Here is a 19,906-nt window from a genome sequence, read left to right as displayed (position 1 = left end):
ACAACTCGCAGCATATTCATGATGCCTATGCTCGTCGTTGCGGGGTCTCGCCTAGACCATACTCCCACAGGAGTCTCGTGGGCCTTCGCTCATTCCTCAGTTAAACATTGTCAATTTTCATAGTCCATGGTGTAATTTTCATTGCATGGAAGTCAACCCTGAAAATACAAATGCTGGATTACAGATTGCATCTCTCGAAGGAGTGAAAGGCGGCGACTCCTGCGGGAAAAGCGTGTCCTTGGGAGACCCCACAGATGCGATAGCGAGGCCACTGAAAAAGTCAATTTGAACAGTGGCAATGGCTTCGCTCGTTGCGCGCCTTATATGAGAAACCCACTCATATAAGGCTTTGAAAACATTGCAACGGCTCCGCTCATTGCTTCAAGGCCACTGAAAAAGATAAAAAGCGATCTTTTTCAGTGGCCTCTGCGATAGCGTCGAGGAGGCTCCCGGACCGCCCGCGGAAAGCGTCCGCCTGTAACGGATTCGAGAGACAAGATTAATGCATTTTCATATCCATGGTGCATATAGTACTTGCATGGAGAACTCCCTAAGATACAAGGTATTAAGGGCGGTCTTATACTTCATTCAGTTTCAATGGATGTATACGATCGTCTTTTTTTAGTATGCACGGAAATACATCGTTTTCCAGATTTAAAGGAAATCGAGAATATTTATAGAACTTATTAATAATTTTATTTATGTAGATTTCGGTACGAATGAAACTAAATACGAGGTGATGGGATGGGGAAGGGGAACTTTGATTTTTTAGCAAAGAAGTGGAATTTGTTAGCTGAAATTGGTCAGATGGCAGAAAAACATGTTGTTAATGATCCAAATACAACGCTAGTTAAACTAAGAATGTTTGGGGAAACGGTAACGGCCATCCTCAACGATTTGGAAAAAATCCCACGCATGGATATACATCCGCAATACAAAAGAATTAAAAGGCTGTTAAGTAAGGACATCATTAGCTATGAAATTTATGATAAATTGCAGTTTCTTCGAATTCGGGGGAACAGGGCAGTACATAATGCCAAATATGGCACCAGCGAAGAGGCAGAGGATGCCTTAAACCAAGCCTTTCAATTAGGGGTTTGGCTGATGAGGGTGTATGGCCAATGGGATTTCAAAGAGCCCAAATACATAGAACCACAAGGGGAAGTATCCCCAATAAAAACCCTATCACCACCACCTTCTAAAACAAGGGAACAGAAGCTAATTAAAGTACAAAAAGATAAGATTAAAGAACGACCAACCATTCAAGTAAAAATACACAAGTATTCGAAAGATGAACAGGGATATGAAACATGGCTAGAAGAAAATTATACAGGTTATGTGTTTAATTATTTTGGCGGCACCAATAGCAGTAAAGGAATGAATAAAATTCACCGAGCAGATTGTAGATTCCTAATGAGAAAACAAGACAAAGGAAAAAGGACCACAATCCCTAAAGTGTGCTCCAAGAATAAAGATGAATTAATAGAGTACGTTACCCATGAAAGAGGCAACTCATGGGAATTCTGTAAAAGCTGCTTCTAAATTGATCTTTCTGTAACCTTTGGATCTCAAAGCGTTATAGATCTTTGTTCTTGGAATTATTTATTTAATGTGAATACAAAAAATAACACTCAACTTATAGAGTGACATTTATTAATGAGGTAGTGATAGCCTAAATAAAGGGATGCTTTTAAGGGGGCAATTCAAACTGTTACATGAAAGGAAGTTCCATAATATATAATTAATTGGATAAATTAAAAAAGACTTAGTTCGTCTACCCACTGATCAAGGTAACCAAATGTTGCATGAAGAGCGGCGACAATAAATGTTAAAGAAAAAAGTAACCACTCTTGGTTACTTTTTTCTTGTTCCTATGACAGTAAAAACTCTAAAGGGTTGTTATCTTAACGGTGCAAATCCTTCAACTTTCTTTAAAATACGCTCAATCTCAGCCAAAGTATCTTCCGAAAGGTCCACTTCCACAGCCTTCACATTTTCTTCAATTTGCGCTGGTTTGCTTGCACCGATTAATGCAGAGCTGACGCCTGGGTGGCGAAGGACCCAAGCTAAGGATAGCTGTGATAACGAGATGCCTAACTCCTTAGCAAGGCTGTTTAGTTCTTGTACACATTCAAGAACATTTTCTTGAAAATAGCTTTTAATAACGAAATTCACGCTTTCATCGGCTCCGCGGCTGTCCTTTGGTAAGTCCATTCCTGGCTTATATTTACCTGTTAACACCCCTTGCGCTAGTGGAGAAAAAACAATTTGGCCAATACCATTTTTTTCACTAACAGGTAGTACTTCTTTTTCAATATATCGCTCGAACATATTATAGATCGGCTGATTCGATATAAGAGGGCGTAAATTCAGGCGTTGACTAATTCCTGTTGCTTCTGTAATTTGAGCTGCGGTCCATTCACTCACAGCAGAATATAAGATTTTCCCTTGTGCTGTTAAATCATCCAATGCACGGAGGGTTTCTTCCACTGGCGTTTGGTCGTCAAATCGATGACAATAGTAAATATCGATATAGTCAACATTCAACCGCTTTAAGCTAGCCTCGCATTGTTCCATGATATGCTTTCTTGATAATCCCCGATCATTTGGCCCATCACCCATTGGGAAAAATACTTTTGTGGAGAGGACATAGCTGGAACGATCATATTTTTTTAGTGCTGCTCCCATGGCTTCTTCTCCAGCCCCGCGATTGTAGGCGTTTGCAGTATCAAAAAAATTAATGCCATTTTCAAATGCTGCGCGAACACATGCATCAGCAGCTTCTTGTTCTGCGGCAGTTCCGTATGTAAGCCAGCTTCCGAGTCCAATTTCACTTACTTTTAATCCACTATTACCAACATTTCTATATCTCATAATAGCCAATTCTCCTTTACTGCTTAGTTGAATATATATTTCTGTTAATATAATAACTTATTTATTAATCTATTCCCAATGTTCTTTTTTTCGAAGGCACAGATTTTGTGTTAGAGATAGGTAATTTTCATCTTTAGAAACAAAAGCTACGACCTGGAAATGTGTATACTTCAAATGGTCTAGTGGATTTTATTATCTTTTAGGCAGTGAAGTCGCTAATACCAAACAATAAAACAATTCGTTTCCATATTTATATATTTTAGTATCTTCTACGGATACGAGCTCTTAATCTATCAACGAAGCCATACTTCACTCTGCTTTTATAATAAAAAAGGGCCCTGAGATGCTTTTTATTATTTTGAAATAGTAAAAAAGATATTTAAATAAAATTCAAATCTCCTCCCGAAATATAGAATTGGTTAAAATTTAAATGTAAGCGCTATTTTCGAAAATTCTAAAATGAATAAATTGACTGAAAACTATAATTATATTATTATACTAATATTCTACCTAAACAACAAAAATCATACTATCAAGAAGGTAAGGTGTTTCTTATGTCGCAGATGTTAGCTTTAGTTATTTTAACTTTTATTTTATTTATTGGAGATTTTGTTTCAGCACGCACAAAGGCCTGGGTACCATCGGTTTTCATATGTGCGGTACTGTTCCTTATAGGATATTGGACTTTCTTCCCGGAGGATATCGTGTCTCTAGCAGGTATCCCGCCGGTGGTCGCAACATTGTCGATGTACCTGTTAATAACCCATTTAGGAACATTGCTTTCCCTGAATGAACTGAAAAGACAGTGGAAGACGATAGTGATTGCCCTCTCCGGAATTCTGGGGGTCATTGCCATGTTAATGACTGTCGGAACGCTTATATTCGGCTTTCAAACGATGGTTGTAGCGATTCCGCCTTTAGTGGGCGGCGTTGTTTCTTCATTAATTATGTCGGAAGCAGCCAGTGCGGCAGGATTTACCACTTTAGCGGTATTTGCCATTGTTATCTATGTGATCCAAGGTTTTGCAGGATATCCGATTACAGCAGTACTCCTGAAAAAAGAAGGAAAACATCTGCTGGAACTATATCGCAATGGCCAACTTGAAAAGAAGCAGCAGTCTGATGGGGCGAAAGAAGTGACTGCGACGGTGGAACCAGGCGCTGCCAGATGGAAAATGCCTGAAAAGTATAATACGAATTTCTATAAGTTTTTCAAACTTGCTCTGGTGGGTTATCTTGCTTACCTTACGTCCACATTATTAGCACCTGTTGTTAATATCAGCCCATTCATCCTTTGCTTAGTGTTTGGGGTCATTGCTTCCAGTGTGGGCTTCCTTGAAAAGCAAGTATTGCAAAAAGCAAATGGTTTTGGCTTTCTCATCCTAGCGTTAATGCTATTCATCTTTAATGGATTAAACCAGGCAACTCCAACTATGATGCTTAGCATTTTGTTCCCGCTAATCGGTACGATCATTGTCGGTCTTATCGGCATGTACATCTTCTCTGCCATTGCAGGAAAAATCCTTAAAGTGAGTAAAAACATGGCGTTTGCGGTTTCCCTGACAGCACTATACGGTTTCCCGGCTGACTATATCATTCCGAAAGAAGTCGTCAATTCTTTAACAGAAGATGAAGAAGAAAGAGACGTGTTACTCAGTCATATGTTGCCACCAATGCTTGTTGGAGGATTCATTACGGTAACGATTGTATCCGTTGTATTAGCTGGAATCTTCGCTGGCTTCTTATAAAAAAATGGAGGAAATTAAAATTAACGGAGGTGGAATCATCATGATTCATCAAAAAATAAAAGAAGCGATCAGCAAATATAATGAAGAACTAACGGCACTACGAAGAAAGTTTCATAGTGAACCAGAGTTATCTTGGGAAGAAGAAAATACGACCAAATTTGTCTGTGAGTATTTGCACAATTTAGGAATCTCCTATCGGCGAGCAAAGCCAACAGGAGTAATTGCCGAGATTAAAGGCGGAAAGCCTGGAAAAACAGTGGCCCTTCGCGGGGACATGGATGCCTTATCCGTTGAACAGCTGAACAAGGATTTACCCTATGCGTCGAAAGAGGACGGGAAAATGCATGCTTGTGGCCACGATGCGCATACGGCGATGTTATTAATTGCTGCAAAGGCCTTGAATGAAAATAGAGAGGAGTTGCCAGGGAATGTCCGCCTTCTCTTCCAGCCGGCTGAAGAAGTGGCAGAAGGAGCGAAAGCACTTGTGTCGCAAGGGGCAGTGAAAGGAGTCGACAATGTGTTTGGGATTCATATTTGGTCGCAAATGCCAACACAAAAGGTAAGTTGTAACCCAGGTCCATCCTTTGCTTCGGCAGACCTTTTTACAGTCACATTCAAAGGAAGAGGTGGCCATGGTGCCATGCCTCAAGATTGTGTGGATGCGGCGATTGTGGCTTCCGCGTTTGTGATGAATGTTCAGCCGGTTATTTCAAGAACCATTGACCCGCAACATCCGGCCGTATTAACAGTTGGAAAAATGACCGTTGGCACCCGCTTCAATGTGATCGCGGAAAATGCCGTCATAGAAGGAACTGTTCGCTGCTTTGATCCGGGGACACGGGACCATATTGAAGAACAACTTACTCATTACGCGGAACAAGTTGCCGCTCTTTACGGAGCAACAGCAACAGTGGAATATACTCGCGGAACACAGGCAGTCATTAATGATGAATCTAGTGCGAAACTAGTTCAAAAGGTGGCAGCAGAAGCCTTTGGTGAAGACGTATTATACAACGAAAAACCAACAATGGGCGGTGAGGACTTCAGCTTCTACCTTGACGAAGTACCTGGAAGCTTTGCATTAGTTGGCAGTGGCAATCCAGAAAAGGATACGGAGTGGGCTCATCACCATGGGCGCTTCAACATTGACGAAGACGCTCTAGCCGTAGGGGCAGAGTTGTATGCTCAGTATGCTTGGGCATATTTAAACAGCTGATCTCCTTCTCCTTTAAAAAGGAAAGGTTTTGCCCCCTCATCGGTTAACAGTCGTTACTCTACCAACGAAGCTAAAGTAGAATAATATAATGAATACTAATGTATTTATAGTACCAGTTATAGCCAGACTTTTGCAGTTAAAACGAATAAAAAACAGCCTTGAACTAGCACGATTGCTGGTTCAAGGCTGTTTTTGTTTGTCAGAAAGTTGTAGTGTAAATCACCCTTACTAGCTATCAGTTTGCATCACAGTGTTTACATTTTTTGTTATTCAATTGTGAAGTAGAAGTGATTATAAGAAAAATCCTATAGACACTGTAACTGCTTATGTATGCTTAAAGAAGTTTTTATCTTTAAGCCCTTTTTGTTTTGAATTATACTTTGAAATTCGTTTTGAAAATCATTTGAGTATTTATGTTGTGATGTCAAAAGCAACGAGTGAAGTTTCACGAGTAGCCATTAGATAAGGGTATCACTAATAGGAAGGTGCCTTCCAATTTGGGTTATTGCTTTAACAAATGCAAACAAAAATCTAAATCAGCCTGTAAATGCTGCTTCATAAGTTTTTCTGCCAGATCTCCGTCATGAGCAAGAATCGCCTCATATATGTCTTGATGCTCATCAATCAGAAACGGTCGTTTATAAAGGACAACTGTCTTTCGGAAGAGGTAAATAATAGACTGCATTCGATCAATAATATCAATCATAACTGGATTATTACTTGCTTGTACAATAAGATCATGAAATTCTTTATTTGCCTTCATAATTTCTTCTGTTGATCCACTTCTTGCTATAGATATACACTTCTCTAACCTTTGTAATGTTTCCTCGTTCATATAAGAAGCCGCACAACGGGATGCAAAACCTTCTAGCAAAATCCTAATTTGAAAAATATTTCGTAAATCTGCCTCTGTTGGATTAATAACTTTCTTTTGTTTAATTAATCCTTCTTGTTCGAGCTTGCGAATGGATTCCCGAATAGGTGTCCTGCTCATTCCTAATTCTTGTGCAAGCCGTTCCTCAACTAATTTTGTCCCACTTGGAAGCTCGCCATTAAGGATTTTATCCCGAATATATTCATACGCCTGAATAAAAGCTGTTGTCTGTTTACTCACATTGATTCGACTGCTGCATCATGTTCCATTTGCAAACAGCCTAACCTCCTTTTTACTTATCATAATAAAATTTCTTAAAGTATTTCTATATTTATAAAAGCCTTGCCCTTTTACTTTAATTAGTCTCTCTAGAAAGTATAGATGTATTTAATTACTTTTAAAAGTAGAAAAATATTTTGTGTACAATTTAGATTTTTTTGTATACAAATTTTAATAAAATGTGTACAATTGAACCGTTGAATGAAAACGCTTTAGAAAATGGAGGGGGATATGAATCATGAAACTCGGTTTTATTGGACTTGGCATAATGGGAAAGCCAATGACTCTTAACCTATTAAAAAATGGATATGAAGTAACAGTATTTGATATTAACGAAGCAGCAGTTAGAGAACTAGTTGAGCAAGGTGCTATAGGAGCCCGGTCACCGATGGAAGTAGCCCAAAACAGTGAAGTAGTTCTAACAATGCTGCCTAATACTGAGCATGTAAAGAGTGTTATCTTAAACGACAACGGTATCATAGAAGGAGCTGAGGAAGGTACTATCGTAATTGACATGAGTTCTATTACACCAGTAGCTTCTAAGGAATTATCTGAAAAATTAGCTGAACGTGGCATGCATATGCTAGATGCTCCTGTAAGTGGTGGAGAGCCTAAAGCAATTGATGGAACTCTTTCGATTATGGTTGGTGGAAAAGAGGATATTTTTGAAAAGGTAAGACCAATACTAGCGTCAGTAGGCAAGGATATTGTCCTCGTGGGGGATCATGGTTGTGGTACTACAGCAAAACTTGCTAACCAAATTCTTGTGAACGTTAACATCGCCGCAATGTCAGAAGCGCTCGTATTAGCAGCAAAAGCGGGGATTGATATTGAAAAGATGTATCAAGCAATCCGTGGTGGATTGGCAGGAAGTGCTGTTTTAGATGCAAAAGTACCTATGATATTAGAGCGAAATTTCCAAGCTGGCGGACGTATTGATATTAACTTAAAAGACTTAACTAACGTTATGGATACGGCACACGAAATTGGGGTACCGTTACCACTTTCAAGTCAAGTATTAGAAATGTTCCATGCTTTAAAAATCGATGGAAAACAAGCAGATGATCACTGTGGTTTAGTACAATACTACGAAAAATTAGCAAAAATAGAAGTGAAAAAAGGGTGATATAAAAATGTCTATTATAGAGAGAAAAGTTGATGAAGTATTGACTTCCTATGAACCTATTAATAAAGAAGAATTAACTAGGCTATGGAATGAAGTTCGTCCTTCTTTTCAACATCAAATCATTGTACTAGATGATGACCCAACTGGAGTTCAGACTGTTCACGGTGTAAGTGTATATACGGATTGGACAAAAGAAACAATTGAAAATGGCTTTTTAGAAAAGAATCAAATATTTTTTATCTTAACAAATTCGAGAGCCTTTACAGAGAAAGAAACGGAAATTGTTCATCGTGACATTGCAGAGCGTGTAGAAGAAATAGCTCAAGCGATGAATAAACCTTACCTCATCATTAGCAGAGGTGATTCTACATTACGGGGGCATTATCCACTGGAAACTGAAGTAATGAAAGAAGCGGTTGAACGTAACGGTAATGTAGAAATGGACGGAGAAATATTATTACCTTTCTTTAAAGAGGGAGGACGCCTTACCGTTGATAACATTCATTATGTTCAATACAACGATACACTAGTTCCAGCTGGGGAAACAGAATTTGCAAAGGATCGAACTTTCGGATATGAGTCTAGTCATCTAGGAGAATGGATAGAAGAGAAAACAAACGGTACTTACAAGAAAGAAGAAGTAACTTATATCACTTTAGAAAGCATTCGTAAGCTAGACATAGAGGCAATCAGTGAGCAATTAATGAACGTGTCTAGCTTTAATAAAGTAGTGGTAAATGCATTGGAAGAGGAAGATGTGATGGTCTTTTCGATTGCACTAACACTTGCTTTGAATAAAGGGAAGCGCTTTATGCTTCGAACAGCTGCTACCTTTACAAAAGTAATTGGAGGCATTTCTACCCGACCTTTACTAAAACGAAAAGATTTAATTGAAAATAACTTAAGAAATGGTGGGCTCATTATCGTTGGCTCCCATGTGCAAAAAACAACGGCTCAGCTTCAAGAATTACAAACAGTTGACTCCTTGCATTTTATTGAATTTGATTGTCACCTTGTCCTGAATAAAGCTGCATTTAAACATGAAGTGGACCGCGTTCGAAAAGAAGCAGAAGAAAAGGTGGCACATGGAATTACAACAGTTATCTTCACAAAACGGGAGCGTCTTGATTTAGGGGAAGGCATGAAGGAAGAAGAACTAAAATTGTCAGTGGAGATATCCGATGCCGTAACAAGCATCGTTCGAAACTTTGAAGTAAGACCCAACTACATCCTCGCAAAAGGTGGAATCACTTCCAGTGATGTAGGGACAAAAGGCTTATGCGTAAAACGAGCAACAGTTGCAGGACAAATTGCACCTGGAATTCCTGTTTGGAAAACGGGAGAGGAAAGTACATTCTCATATATTCCGTATGTGATTTTCCCAGGTAACGTAGGTGCTGATACGACGTTAAAAGAGGTTGTTTTAGAGTTAGAACAAATATAAGATTTATATAATGAGAGGAGATATTCATTCATGGTTACAGGAAATTTATTAATAGTCATTTTTCTATTATCCTTAGCAACATTATTTTTCTTAATTTTAAAAATGAAGCTTGAGCCATTTCTAGCTTTAATTGCTGTAGCATTAGGAACAGCAATAGTGATTGGAATTCCTTTAAATGAAGTCCCGGGAATAGTAGCCGGAGGTTTCGGTAATACCTTGATTGGTGTCGGTATACTAATTGGTTTAGGGGGTATATTTGGAACATTCTTAGCAGCTTCTGGAGCAATCGAAAAGATTGCACAAGCAGTTTTAAAAGCTTTCGGAAAAGATAAATCCCCTGCAGGCTTAGCGATAACTGGTACTGCTGTTTCTATTCCAGTATTCTTTGATGCAGCATTCGTTATTTTAAGTGGTTTAATTAAAAGCTTATCTAAGAAAACTGGCATCTCTATTGTATCCTTTGTAACCGCTTTAGGAGTAGGTCTAATCGTTTCTCACAGTATGATTGCACCAACACCTGGTCCACTTATCGTGGCAGAAAATACACAATCAGACTTAGGGTTATTCATTTTATATGGTATTATTTGTGCCATTCCTGCAACAATAGTCGGGGGATATTTATATGGGATGTTTATTGGAAAAAGGTTTAATCATTCTGGAGAAATTGAAGAAGAAGTGGTAACTCCGGAATTTACACCGAAAAAAGAAATCAGCACAAGTTTATCTTTATTTATGTTAGCGTTACCTATTCTATTAATTTTATCAAATACATTTTCAAAGCTATTGGTACCAGAAACAACTATCTCGAAGTTATTAGGTTTTATAGGAGATAAAAACGTAGCCTTATTTATCAGTGTAATCGTGGCGATTATTGTATTAACACCTTACATTAATAAATCTAAACAAACCCTTTATACTGAGGCTATTAACTCTGCAGGGATTATCTTATTAATTACTGGTGCAGGTGGAGCGTTTGGTGCCGTAATTAATCAAAGTGGAATTGGAGATTTCTTAATAGTGACGATGCAAAGCTGGAGTATTCCTGTTTTATTATTAGCTTTTATTTTTTCTCAAATTTTACGGGCTTCACTAGGCTCTGCTACAGTAGCACTTGTAACAACATCTAGTATTTTAGGACCTCTTGCCTTTGATTTAGGTGTATCCCCAATCTTACTTGGTCTTGCTATTTGTTCAGGGGCAATTGGATTATCACTACCTAATGACTCAGGCTTTTGGGTTGTAAATAAATTTGGTAAATTAACGATCCCACAAACGTTAAAAGCTTGGACAGTCGGTGGATTTGTAGCTGGATTAACGGCCCTAATAACTGTTTACATTTTAAGCTTATTCTCTGGGATTTTACCAGGACTATAAGACTATAAAAGGACGTCTAGAAGATGCTATAAAAGTATCGCTCTCTGGACGTTCGTTTATCTAAAATTATAAGGGGCGAACTTTCACTATGCTTGTAAATACAATAGATATATTAAAAGATGCACAGAAAAATAGATTTGCTGTCGCGGCCTTTAATGTACATAAATTTAGAACATGCAAGGAGCCATAGAACCAGTCATGACTAAGTTTATAAGGTTGTTTTCGTCTAATAGCGAGATCCAGGAAATAGAACATTAACACCTATCTAAAATAGGCAGTGGAAGTGATTCTTTAGTAAAATGTTTTAGGATATAACCTTGGGTTGGTGGGAAAGGATGGTTACTTTTTTACTTTTTTGCAGTTATGAAAATTGTAATTTTATTCAATTTATTAACTAAAAAATACCACAACCTCATTTTAAAAGGTTGTGGTATATATAAATTAACTTACTTTAGGAGCTTCTGTGTTACCTTCTGTTTGTTTCCATTCTTCTGGAGTGAATTGGTCTGGAGCTGCTTTTGCCTTAATCTTCATAGCAATGACGTAAACAACACCAGCGGCCAATAACGATTGAACAGCAGGCAGTCCGAAAGGCTGAACATATTGTGTAAAGTAACCAATAGCGGTTGCAATTACGATTGCGATCGTTGCCATCCAGTTCCAGCCTGGGTTATCGATCCAATTTTTATTACGAACGAAGAAGAAATCGGCGAACATAACACCAGCAATGGCTGGATAAATCAATGCAGTCATGAACAAGAAGTCCATAAAGTAGTTAAGAACACCTGCTAATGCTACGACAATAGCAATGATTGTTCCGATAAATGTGAGGATTGCTCTCCCTTTACCAGAGTTAACATTCATAAGGTTAGAAAGGGCAAGACCCATGCTGTAGTTATTAACTAGCTGACTAGTCCAGGTTGCAAACCATAAGATTAGAAAGCCCCAAATAGGGAAGCCTAACCCAAGCATTACTTCAACAATATCAGCAGATCCAACGCCCACGGACATAATGGCACCTACATAAAATAGAGGGAATCCAACTGCAATAATACCTAATGGAATAAGGACATTATCTTTTACTTTTGGTTTAGCATAACGTGTGTAGTCCGATGCGATAACCCACTGAGATACATTCACACCAATAATTAAACTTACTGCCATAAGAAACGTCATTGTAGGTTCAGGAGACCAAGAAGAGATTGTTTCCCAACCTGTTGTTGTTAATGCATAAAAGATACCGGTACCAATGAGCAATAGACCTGCTGGTACAGCAATATAATCTGTCCACTTCATGGAGGCATAGCCTATAATAGAAGGAACTGCAAATAAAAGTCCGACAATTACGGTGATGATTGCCCACGCAAACCATTGGCTGTTATAATCAATACCTATCATTGCAGAAATAGCATTACCAGCTACAGCAGTTTGCAATGCCCACCATCCGGTTGACACGACAAAAATGGTAAGTCCAACAATAAACCGAGCTTGTAAGGAACCGAAACTAGTACGTGCGATAACGGAAGAGGAACGGCCTGTTTTCGCTCCTATGTAACCTTGAATAGCATTCCCAATCCATTGAAAGACGAATAATGACACGGCGAGGATCCAAAAAATTTGCGACATACCGAAACTAACCGCTAGCATGGCACCAACCATTAACACTGGAATGGTAAACTCCAAGCCACCAAAAATAACGGCAGGGGTTAGCCAATGCTGACGCTCAGAAGATGGGATAGCAGAGAGTGCCTCATCTTTTACAATCGTCTTTGGAACATTTTTTTCTTCCAACACAGAAATCACTCCTTTTGAATTTTGAATATTCTGTAAAATTCTCTTACAAAACTATTAATCCTATTAATAGTTTTTATGTTAACCTTGCCTTCCTGTTACTAGGCGGGGAGGCAAGGTTAATACCAAAAAGCTCAAAAAGTATCTACTATCGTTTTACAAGGGCCCAAATAATTTCACAATCCTCGTTACCGTCGTTATAAGCCCAGTGCTCTTCTCCGTATGGGATAAAGGTTGCTTGCCCTGCGGAGACTTTATATTCTTTGCCACCGCTCATGGTAGTAATAGAGCCTTTTATAACAATGGCATACTCATCTTCTTGATGGGAACCGGTTCCTTCTAGGGGAATGCGTGCTCCTGGAGGGATCGTCACTGTTCCAAAAGTAGCCCGTGCACCTTCTAATATAGAGTCGTCAAAGAGAGTTCTCATTTCAATATTTGGTTTGTTTTCAGGAGAGACTTGATTAATTGTTACTACTTGCATTTACACACTCTCCTTTCCTTGACGTTCTTCCGTAACACCAATAACATCCAGTGTTTCTTCATCAATAATGACTCCAAAGTCAACTTTTGCTTGTTCCACAGTAATGTATTGATTTTTTACATCCATTACTACTTTTTCCACAGGACGTTTTAATGGACTGCCGTAGCCTCCCCCAGTGGCTGTGATAAGACGAACCACATCATTTTTTCCTAAAGGATATTTATTGTATTTACCAAATGGGCCGTCAACGGTACCATCGGCTTTTACAATTTCAATTTTATTGTTAGATCCTTCTTTGCCCCCTTCAGCACCCCAAACATTGAATTTATGACGTCCAAAGGATCCTGTAAAGGCTTGATTATCAGTTAATGCCCGGTAGGAGCGGATAACCCCTTGGCCGCCACGAAATGTCCCGGCACCTGCACCATCTGTGTTAAGGCTGTATTCATCCACTAATACACCATTTCTTGTTTCACAAACTTCTACAGGGATGTTAAATGTCTCGCCGTCGAGAATACAGAATTGACCTGAATCACCGTCACGGTCAACGGCAGCACCCCAACCACCAACAGAAGGTTCAACAATTAAAAATGGCTCATCTGTATCTGGGTGTTTTCCAGATACAATTGCAACACAGACAGATAAGAGATGCCCAGCTGTTAAACGATCTGGAATAACTGGTGCTAACGCCTTCCAAACAAGGTCACAGCCGAATAGCATGGACTCCCAATACATGGATACTGGGGCAGGTCTCGCTGCATTGAAGACAGACCCTTTGTCTGTTAATACCTTTAACGGGCGGAAAGCTCCATCATTCACGTCTTGGGATGGATTTGTTACGGCAAGGAAAATGGTTCGAACGGAAGAGACCATTCCCGTTAGTGTCGAGTTAATGGATCCTGTCACTTGCGGATGACTCCCACGGAAGTCACAAATAAACTCATGGTCCGTAATGGTCAGCTTCAGCTGTACACGAAACGGGCCTTCTTCAATACCGTCATCATCGATATAGTCCACAGCTTCGAAAGTTCCTTTAGGAAGCTGCTTTAATGCTTTCAGTGTTAATTGCTCACCGTGATCTAATAGGTGGTCAATGGAATTTTTTACAACGTCTTTGCCGTACTTATCACAAAGCTCTTGGAAACGTCTGTCCCCTGTTTTTAAGGCGGCTACCTGTGCCCACATATCTCCAAGGGAGAGGTCAGGGAAACGGACGTTTGCTGCAATAATGTCTACAACGGCCTGATTGAGTTTTCCTTCGTCGTAGAGCTTTACGCATGGGAATTGCAGACCTTCTTGATAAATTTCCGTAGAGTCAGTGGACATAGATCCAGCGTCTTTTCCACCCACTTCGGTCCAGTGGGCTTTGTTTGCGGAAAAAGCAACTAATTCTCCTTCGTAGAAGATTGGCATAACAAGGCCTACGTCACATAGGTGGGAACCGCCGCCTCCATAAGGGTCATTAATTAAGATAATATCTCCCGGTTTTAAGTCACCTTCTTTGTTGTATCTTTCAATCGTTTCTTTTACCATGAAAGAAAGCATACCGATAAAACCTGTAACCCCATTTCCTTGCGTTAATAACTGACCTTTCGAATCAGTCAAGCCGCTTGCGTAGTCTAATACTTCATAGATAATCGGGCTCATGGAAGTACGAGCTAATGCGTAGAACATTTCCTCACCGATGGCTACTAAAGAGTCTTTTACAATGTCTAATGTAAATGGATCTACTTTTGGAGCAATTACTTGTTTTGTCATTTATTACACCCCCGTATTTATGATTAAGTTTCCATAAATATCAACTGTTAGCGTTTGATCAGGATAGAGTATGGTGGAGTTAGATTGTTCCTCTACAACAGCAGGTCCTTGGATCGTGACATCGGCACTTAAAAGGTTACGGTCAAACACGTTGGTGTCGATCCATCCCATATCTTCATAAAGAACAGGGCGAACTTCCTTTAAAGCATCTTCTGCAGTTCCGCCAATACGATCTAATTTTGCCAATTCCGGCTTATTCACCGTACCAAAAGCTGTTAAGTGAATATTGACGATTTCCGTTGGTGCTTCTTCTAATTTGAAGGTATACAGCTGTTCGTGGGTTTCATGGAACTTATCAATCACGAGCTGTAAGCTTTCCTCTGTAATGTCACCAGCTGGAACTGGAACTTTTACCGTATGTTCTTGACCAACATAACGTAAGTCAGCAAAACGAGTTAAGACGACGTCGCTCTCGGCAATTCCTTCGTTGTTAAACTGCTCGACTGCTTCTACTTCCTGTTTCGTTAACTTCTCATTTAACTCAGCTAAATTAATTCCGTCGACACGGCGGATAAAGGTTTGAATGAAATCGTGACGTAAGTCTGTCATGAGCATGCCGAAAGCAGAAAATACAGATGCGCCGACAGGAACAATAACTTTTCGTACTCCTAATTCCTTGGCTAGGGCAGGGGCATGCATGGAACCACCGCCGCCAAAGGCAACTAAAGCAAATTCACGAGGGTCATACCCTTTTCGAACAGAGATGAGCTTTAATGCATTAAGCATGTTCGAGTTAGCGATACGGATGATACCAAGGGCTGCCTCTTCAACGGTAGTATTAAATGGCTCTGCAATCTTTTCTTGGATTGCGGCTCTTACTTTTTCCATGTCTACGTCGTTATCAAAGTTTTTCGGAGATAAGCGTCCGACAACTAAGTTAGCGTCCGTTGTAGTAGGTTCTTCTCCACCTTTGCCATAAGCAACAGGGCCTGGAAGGGCTCCGGCTGATTTAGGGCCAACTCGTAAGGAACCGCCACCGTCGATCCAAGCAATGGAACCTCCGCCATTACCAATCTCAACGATATCGACTACTGGTACTTTTACTGGATAGCCAGCAGTTTTATCGGTACGTTCAATGCTATACTCCGTCGAAACCTTGACTTCCCCTTTATCAATCAGGGAGCATTTGGCTGTTGTCCCGCCAATATCAAAGGCAATAATATTTTGTTCTCCGAGCATTTTTCCCAGTATAGCGGAGCCGTATATTCCTGCAACCGGTCCTGACTCAAGCATATTAATTGGTGTTTCTTTCGATTGATCAAAGGTAGTTGTTCCGCCGTTGGACTGCATAATATATTTGTTCGACTCTGTACCAAGTGCCGCTAATTCACTTTCTAAACGATTAACATAAGAGGAAGCAATTGGTTTCACATAGGAATTTAATACTGTCGTGCTTGTTCTCTCATATTCCCGCCATTCTTTTGTTACTTCGTGGGAAGCGGTAACTGCCACCTCAGGCCACAATTCTTTAATAAGGGCAATGGTTTCTTGTTCATGAGAAGGGTTACTATACGCATGTATGTAGGAAACGGCGATGGCTTCCACTTCTTCTTTCTGGAAGTATTGAACGATTTCCCTCACTTGGTCTTTATTTAAAGGCTCAAGGACTTCCCCTTTATAATTCAAACGCTCTTCCACTTCTTGGCGTAAGTATCTTGGAACGAAAACAGTTGGTTTTTCATAACGAACGTTAAATAGATCTGGACGATTACCACGGGCAATTTCTAGTACATCCCGAAACCCTTTGGTTGTAATAAGTCCCGTCTTCACACCTTTTCTTTCTGTTAAAGCATTAATAATGACGGTTGTTCCATGAATAAACGTGTCTAATAATTTAGGGTTGATACCGCTTACATTAATGACATCCATAACCCCTTGTTCGAAGTTAGGAGGGGTAGTATGGCTCTTGGCTACGCCCATTTTTCCATCGTTATCCACGTAAACCAAATCTGTAAATGTACCTCCAATATCAGTTGCAACTCTCATAGGTAAAGCCCCTTTCGTCATGATATTTTATGAAAAACTATCAGTCTCTTAAAAAAGGACTGGTGTTAACACACATAGAACCTTTGCATCGTTATCCAGCGGATTTTCCCAATAATGTGGTACATGGGATGGGAAGTGAATCGAGTCTCCTGCTTTCACGATGTATTCTTTTCCATCTACATTGAAAAGGACGATACCATCTAATACATAGTAGAACTCTTCTCCTGGATGGCTAAATACTTTGTCATAAGGCTGGCCAGGGGATAGGGTTACGAGTAAAGGTTCTAAGGACCTTCCGGTAAACTCCCCACCGAGTCGTACATATTCTGCCGTGGAACCTTCAATACGAAATGGCTTCTGGTCCGTTGTTTTCACTACATAATTGTAGTTAGCGTGGCTTTCGAAAAAATCAGTAATGGGAACTTCTAATGCATCAGCGATCTTTTTTAAAGATGTGATAGCTAAGGAAGAAGACCCCCGTTCCACTTGAGATAGAAAGCTAACGGATAAACCTGTCTTTTCACTTAAGTCTTTTAGAGTGAGTTTTTGCTCATTGCGCAACGAGCGTATCTTGTCAGTAACTTCATTCATAACTAACCTCCAACACATTGAGAACTATTTTTGTATTTGTGTAAAAATTTTAGTATTACTGTATTTTTTCTCATGTTATCATAATGATTTTTAAAAATAAAGAAAATTTTAAACTATTTTATAATTTTTTAGGAAATAGTGAAAAAAGGTTACTTGTACGTTGTGGACCAATTCACATTGCCAAACAATCCCAGCAAATTTTTTGAGTTTTAGTCTTATCAAAAAGGCTAATAGAAAGAGGAATTCTATTAGCCTATTACCACTCGCACATTTCTTTTTTCTTTAAGAGACATGTCTAGACAAGCTTCTTTAGTTTGAATAGATATGCTCTAGAAGGGAGGTGTTAGAATGTTTAAGCTTTATTTAGACCCTGGTCATGGGGGCTCTGATACTGGGGCCACTGGAAATGGGATGCAAGAAAAGAACCTCACCTTAGATATTTCACTTCGTATTCGCGATATTCTTGAGAATGAATATGAAAATGTTCAAGTGAGAATGAGTCGAACAACGGATACTACTCGAAGTTTAAACGAACGTACCGATGATGCAAACAATTGGGGAGCCGATTATTTTCTGTCCATTCATGTCAATGGATTTGATGGAACGGCCCAAGGATATGAAGATTATATTCATAGTAGTTTATCAGACACGTCCCAGACTGCCCGTTATCGGGATATTATGCATGAGGAAATTACGAGAGTAAATGATCTTGTTAATCGAGGGAAAAAGAAAGCAAACTTCCATGTTTTACGAGAAACGAGAATGTCAGCTCTCTTGACGGAGAACGGCTTTATTGACCATCCAGAAGACGCGGAAAAATTAAGAGATCCAAATTGGAGACAGACAGTTGCCCAAGGACATGTAAATGGATTAGCCCGTGCCTTTAATCTACAACGAAAAGATCCCATATACCGCGTCATTGTTGATGGTACTCAAGAAGGAGCTTACCGTGAACAACAAAATATTCTAAATGCCGTTCAACGAAATCTGGGAAGTGCCAGCAGAATTGTTGTGGAAAAGGTTTAAAGCAAAACCAAGAGGAGTATACTTATCCGTCAAGGGTGAGTATACTCTTATTTCTGTTCCTTTCTTACAATTACATTGTTGTAAAAATAGTTAGTTTTTCTTGTTTCTTTGATGACCAGAAACCAATGAAAAACACTTATTCTAATTAATTTAACTTCATAGTATTAATTGAGTGTATGCTAGTAAATCATTGAACCTCTGTAAACATAATTAAAGGAATTCTATATGAAATGTCAAATGTAGAGTATATCAATATTTATAATTTAACAGACTTAATCGCAACAAATTAAGGAGGGGTACGATGGAAAATAATAAGCCAATTGATTTAGGTAAAGGTATATCATTAATTGATGGTTTCGATTTAGGTTTGTCTTACCGCACTGGAACGTATGTCATTCATGAAGAGGAATTAACATTAATTGAAACGGGACCAAGTCCTTCAGTCCCCTATATATTACAAGGATTAAAAGAATTAGGATATAATCCAGAAGACGTTCGCTACATAATTGTTACTCACATTCATTTGGATCACGCAGGTGGCGCGGGTTTATTATTACAATCATGCAAAAATGCAAAAGTAGTGGTTCATCCAAGAGGATTTAAGCACTTAGCTAATCCTTCTAGATTAATTGCAGGGGCAAGAGCAGTGTATGGGAGTGAGTTTGATTCCTTATTTGATCCTATTATTCCAATTCCAGAAGAGCAGTTAATAGTAAAAAATGATGGTGATCAATTAAAGATTGGAGAAAAGTGTAAGTTACAGTTTTTAGATACACCCGGTCATGCCAGTCATCATTTTAGTATTTATGATCCTGTGCGAAATGGTATATTTACTGGGGACACGGTAGGGATGCAATATGAATGGCTAAAGGAATTAAAGATCAATTTTCATTTACCAATTACATCTCCAAATCAGTTTAACCCTGACACGATGCTTCAATCTATTGAACGAGTTAGAAGTATAAATGTAGATTCTATCTATTATGGTCACTTTAGTATGACGAACCATGTTAATGATGCTTTGAACCAAGTTGTATACTGGATTGAAAAGTTTGTAAAAGAAGGGGAAAGGCTATTTAAAGAAAATGACTCTCAAACGGTTTTAGCTTCTCGCCTGTACGAACTGGTACAAGATTATTTATTAAAACGAAATGTACCGGAAGACCATCGAATATACCCTCTTTTAAAACAAGACATGGAGATTTGTGCCATGGGAATACTAGATTACTTGAACAAACATGAAAAGGAACTAACAATTTATTAAGGAGGAATAAC

Annotated in this window: 15 protein-coding genes; 8 read left to right on the top strand and 7 right to left on the bottom strand. The window is 39.2% G+C overall.

Annotation, left to right across the window (positions count from 1 at the left end; all coding sequences use genetic code 11):
• The first annotated feature begins 744 nt into the window (after nt 1–744).
• Nucleotides 745–1,542: a DUF4145 domain-containing protein gene (locus J2S74_RS03735; protein ID WP_307322001.1), complete on the top strand. Its 798-nt coding sequence runs from the start codon at nt 745–747 to the stop codon at nt 1,540–1,542.
• A gap of 357 nt (nt 1,543–1,899) precedes the next feature.
• On the opposite strand, the gene J2S74_RS03730 is transcribed toward J2S74_RS03735, so the two are convergent.
• Nucleotides 1,900–2,874 (bottom strand): aldo/keto reductase family protein, encoded by a 975-nt coding sequence (locus J2S74_RS03730; RefSeq protein ID WP_307322000.1) that lies wholly within the window; start codon nt 2,872–2,874, stop codon nt 1,900–1,902.
• Nucleotides 2,875–3,428: 554 nt separating this feature from the next.
• Here J2S74_RS03730 and J2S74_RS03725 point away from each other — a divergent pair.
• Both J2S74_RS03725 and J2S74_RS03720 read left to right on the top strand, forming a co-directional pair.
• Nucleotides 3,429–4,622 (top strand): hypothetical protein, encoded by a 1,194-nt coding sequence (locus J2S74_RS03725; RefSeq protein ID WP_307321997.1) that lies wholly within the window; start codon nt 3,429–3,431, stop codon nt 4,620–4,622.
• A 40-nt stretch (nt 4,623–4,662) separates the two neighbouring features.
• A complete protein-coding gene (locus tag J2S74_RS03720; protein WP_307321994.1) occupies nt 4,663–5,838 on the top strand; it encodes an amidohydrolase in 1,176 nt (391 codons plus the stop codon).
• Nucleotides 5,839–6,340: 502 nt separating this feature from the next.
• Here the strand turns inward: J2S74_RS03720 and J2S74_RS03715 are convergent.
• The gene (locus J2S74_RS03715; protein ID WP_307321991.1) at nt 6,341–6,952 is read right to left on the bottom strand and encodes a GntR family transcriptional regulator; all 612 of its coding nucleotides are present in this window, start codon (nt 6,950–6,952) and stop codon (nt 6,341–6,343) included.
• 277 nt (nt 6,953–7,229) lie between these two features.
• Here J2S74_RS03715 and garR point away from each other — a divergent pair, with 277 nt between their 5' ends.
• From garR to J2S74_RS03700, 3 genes are read left to right on the top strand one after another with little or no spacing between them, the layout of a single operon-like run.
• Nucleotides 7,230–8,117, top strand: a complete 888-nt coding sequence (gene garR / locus J2S74_RS03710) for a 2-hydroxy-3-oxopropionate reductase (protein ID WP_307321989.1) — start codon at nt 7,230–7,232, stop codon at nt 8,115–8,117.
• A 7-nt stretch (nt 8,118–8,124) separates the two neighbouring features.
• Nucleotides 8,125–9,561: a four-carbon acid sugar kinase family protein gene (locus J2S74_RS03705; RefSeq protein WP_307321986.1), complete on the top strand. Its 1,437-nt coding sequence runs from the start codon at nt 8,125–8,127 to the stop codon at nt 9,559–9,561.
• Between the two features lie 30 nt (nt 9,562–9,591).
• Entirely contained in the window at nt 9,592–10,935 is a 1,344-nt protein-coding gene (locus J2S74_RS03700; protein WP_307321984.1) for a GntP family permease, read from the top strand.
• Between the two features lie 441 nt (nt 10,936–11,376).
• Here J2S74_RS03700 and J2S74_RS03695 read toward each other — a convergent pair whose 3' ends face one another.
• The 5 genes from J2S74_RS03695 to J2S74_RS03675 all read right to left on the bottom strand — a co-directional run bounded on the left by J2S74_RS03695 (nt 11,377) and on the right by J2S74_RS03675 (nt 17,605).
• Entirely contained in the window at nt 11,377–12,726 is a 1,350-nt protein-coding gene (locus J2S74_RS03695; RefSeq protein ID WP_307322305.1) for a purine-cytosine permease family protein, read from the bottom strand.
• A 148-nt stretch (nt 12,727–12,874) separates the two neighbouring features.
• Nucleotides 12,875–13,210 carry a cupin domain-containing protein gene (locus J2S74_RS03690; protein ID WP_307321982.1) on the bottom strand — a complete coding sequence of 112 codons (336 nt, stop codon included), beginning with the start codon at nt 13,208–13,210 and terminating at the stop codon, nt 12,875–12,877.
• Nucleotides 13,211–14,968, bottom strand: coding sequence for a hydantoinase B/oxoprolinase family protein (locus tag J2S74_RS03685; protein ID WP_307321979.1), 1,758 nt, complete (start codon nt 14,966–14,968; stop codon nt 13,211–13,213).
• A 3-nt stretch (nt 14,969–14,971) separates the two neighbouring features.
• Nucleotides 14,972–17,014 (bottom strand): hydantoinase/oxoprolinase family protein, encoded by a 2,043-nt coding sequence (locus J2S74_RS03680; protein WP_307321976.1) that lies wholly within the window; start codon nt 17,012–17,014, stop codon nt 14,972–14,974.
• A gap of 48 nt (nt 17,015–17,062) precedes the next feature.
• The gene (locus tag J2S74_RS03675) at nt 17,063–17,605 is read right to left on the bottom strand and encodes a helix-turn-helix domain-containing protein (protein WP_307321972.1); all 543 of its coding nucleotides are present in this window, start codon (nt 17,603–17,605) and stop codon (nt 17,063–17,065) included.
• Between the two features lie 348 nt (nt 17,606–17,953).
• Here J2S74_RS03675 and J2S74_RS03670 point away from each other — a divergent pair, with 348 nt between their 5' ends.
• Nucleotides 17,954–18,631, top strand: coding sequence for an N-acetylmuramoyl-L-alanine amidase family protein (locus J2S74_RS03670; protein ID WP_307321969.1), 678 nt, complete (start codon nt 17,954–17,956; stop codon nt 18,629–18,631).
• 301 nt (nt 18,632–18,932) lie between these two features.
• A complete protein-coding gene (locus J2S74_RS03665; RefSeq protein ID WP_307321967.1) occupies nt 18,933–19,895 on the top strand; it encodes an MBL fold metallo-hydrolase in 963 nt (320 codons plus the stop codon).
• Nucleotides 19,896–19,906: the final 11 nt, after the last annotated feature.

Origin of the sequence: Evansella vedderi (genome assembly GCF_030813435.1) — a bacterium.
In the GTDB taxonomy this organism is placed as follows: Bacteria; Bacillota; Bacilli; order Bacillales; family Salisediminibacteriaceae; genus Evansella; species Evansella vedderi.
The sequence above is the reverse complement of the archived record's forward strand: the minus strand, read 5'-3'. Positions and strand labels throughout refer to the sequence as shown.

Bases quoted from the DNA above. Each gene is read 5' to 3' on its own strand.
- J2S74_RS03735 (WP_307322001.1), top strand. From the start codon at position 745: ATGGGGAAGGGGAACTTTGATTTTTTAGCAAAGAAGTGGAATTTGTTA.
- J2S74_RS03730 (WP_307322000.1), bottom strand. From the start codon at position 2,874: ATGAGATATAGAAATGTTGGTAATAGTGGATTAAAAGTAAGTGAAATT.
- J2S74_RS03725 (WP_307321997.1), top strand. From the start codon at position 3,429: ATGTCGCAGATGTTAGCTTTAGTTATTTTAACTTTTATTTTATTTATT.
- J2S74_RS03720 (WP_307321994.1), top strand. From the start codon at position 4,663: ATGATTCATCAAAAAATAAAAGAAGCGATCAGCAAATATAATGAAGAA.
- garR (WP_307321989.1), top strand. From the start codon at position 7,230: ATGAAACTCGGTTTTATTGGACTTGGCATAATGGGAAAGCCAATGACT.
- J2S74_RS03705 (WP_307321986.1), top strand. From the start codon at position 8,125: ATGTCTATTATAGAGAGAAAAGTTGATGAAGTATTGACTTCCTATGAA.
- J2S74_RS03700 (WP_307321984.1), top strand. From the start codon at position 9,592: ATGGTTACAGGAAATTTATTAATAGTCATTTTTCTATTATCCTTAGCA.
- J2S74_RS03690 (WP_307321982.1), bottom strand. From the start codon at position 13,210: ATGCAAGTAGTAACAATTAATCAAGTCTCTCCTGAAAACAAACCAAAT.
- J2S74_RS03685 (WP_307321979.1), bottom strand. From the start codon at position 14,968: ATGACAAAACAAGTAATTGCTCCAAAAGTAGATCCATTTACATTAGAC.
- J2S74_RS03680 (WP_307321976.1), bottom strand. From the start codon at position 17,014: ATGAGAGTTGCAACTGATATTGGAGGTACATTTACAGATTTGGTTTAC.
- J2S74_RS03675 (WP_307321972.1), bottom strand. From the start codon at position 17,605: ATGAATGAAGTTACTGACAAGATACGCTCGTTGCGCAATGAGCAAAAA.
- J2S74_RS03670 (WP_307321969.1), top strand. From the start codon at position 17,954: ATGTTTAAGCTTTATTTAGACCCTGGTCATGGGGGCTCTGATACTGGG.
- J2S74_RS03665 (WP_307321967.1), top strand. From the start codon at position 18,933: ATGGAAAATAATAAGCCAATTGATTTAGGTAAAGGTATATCATTAATT.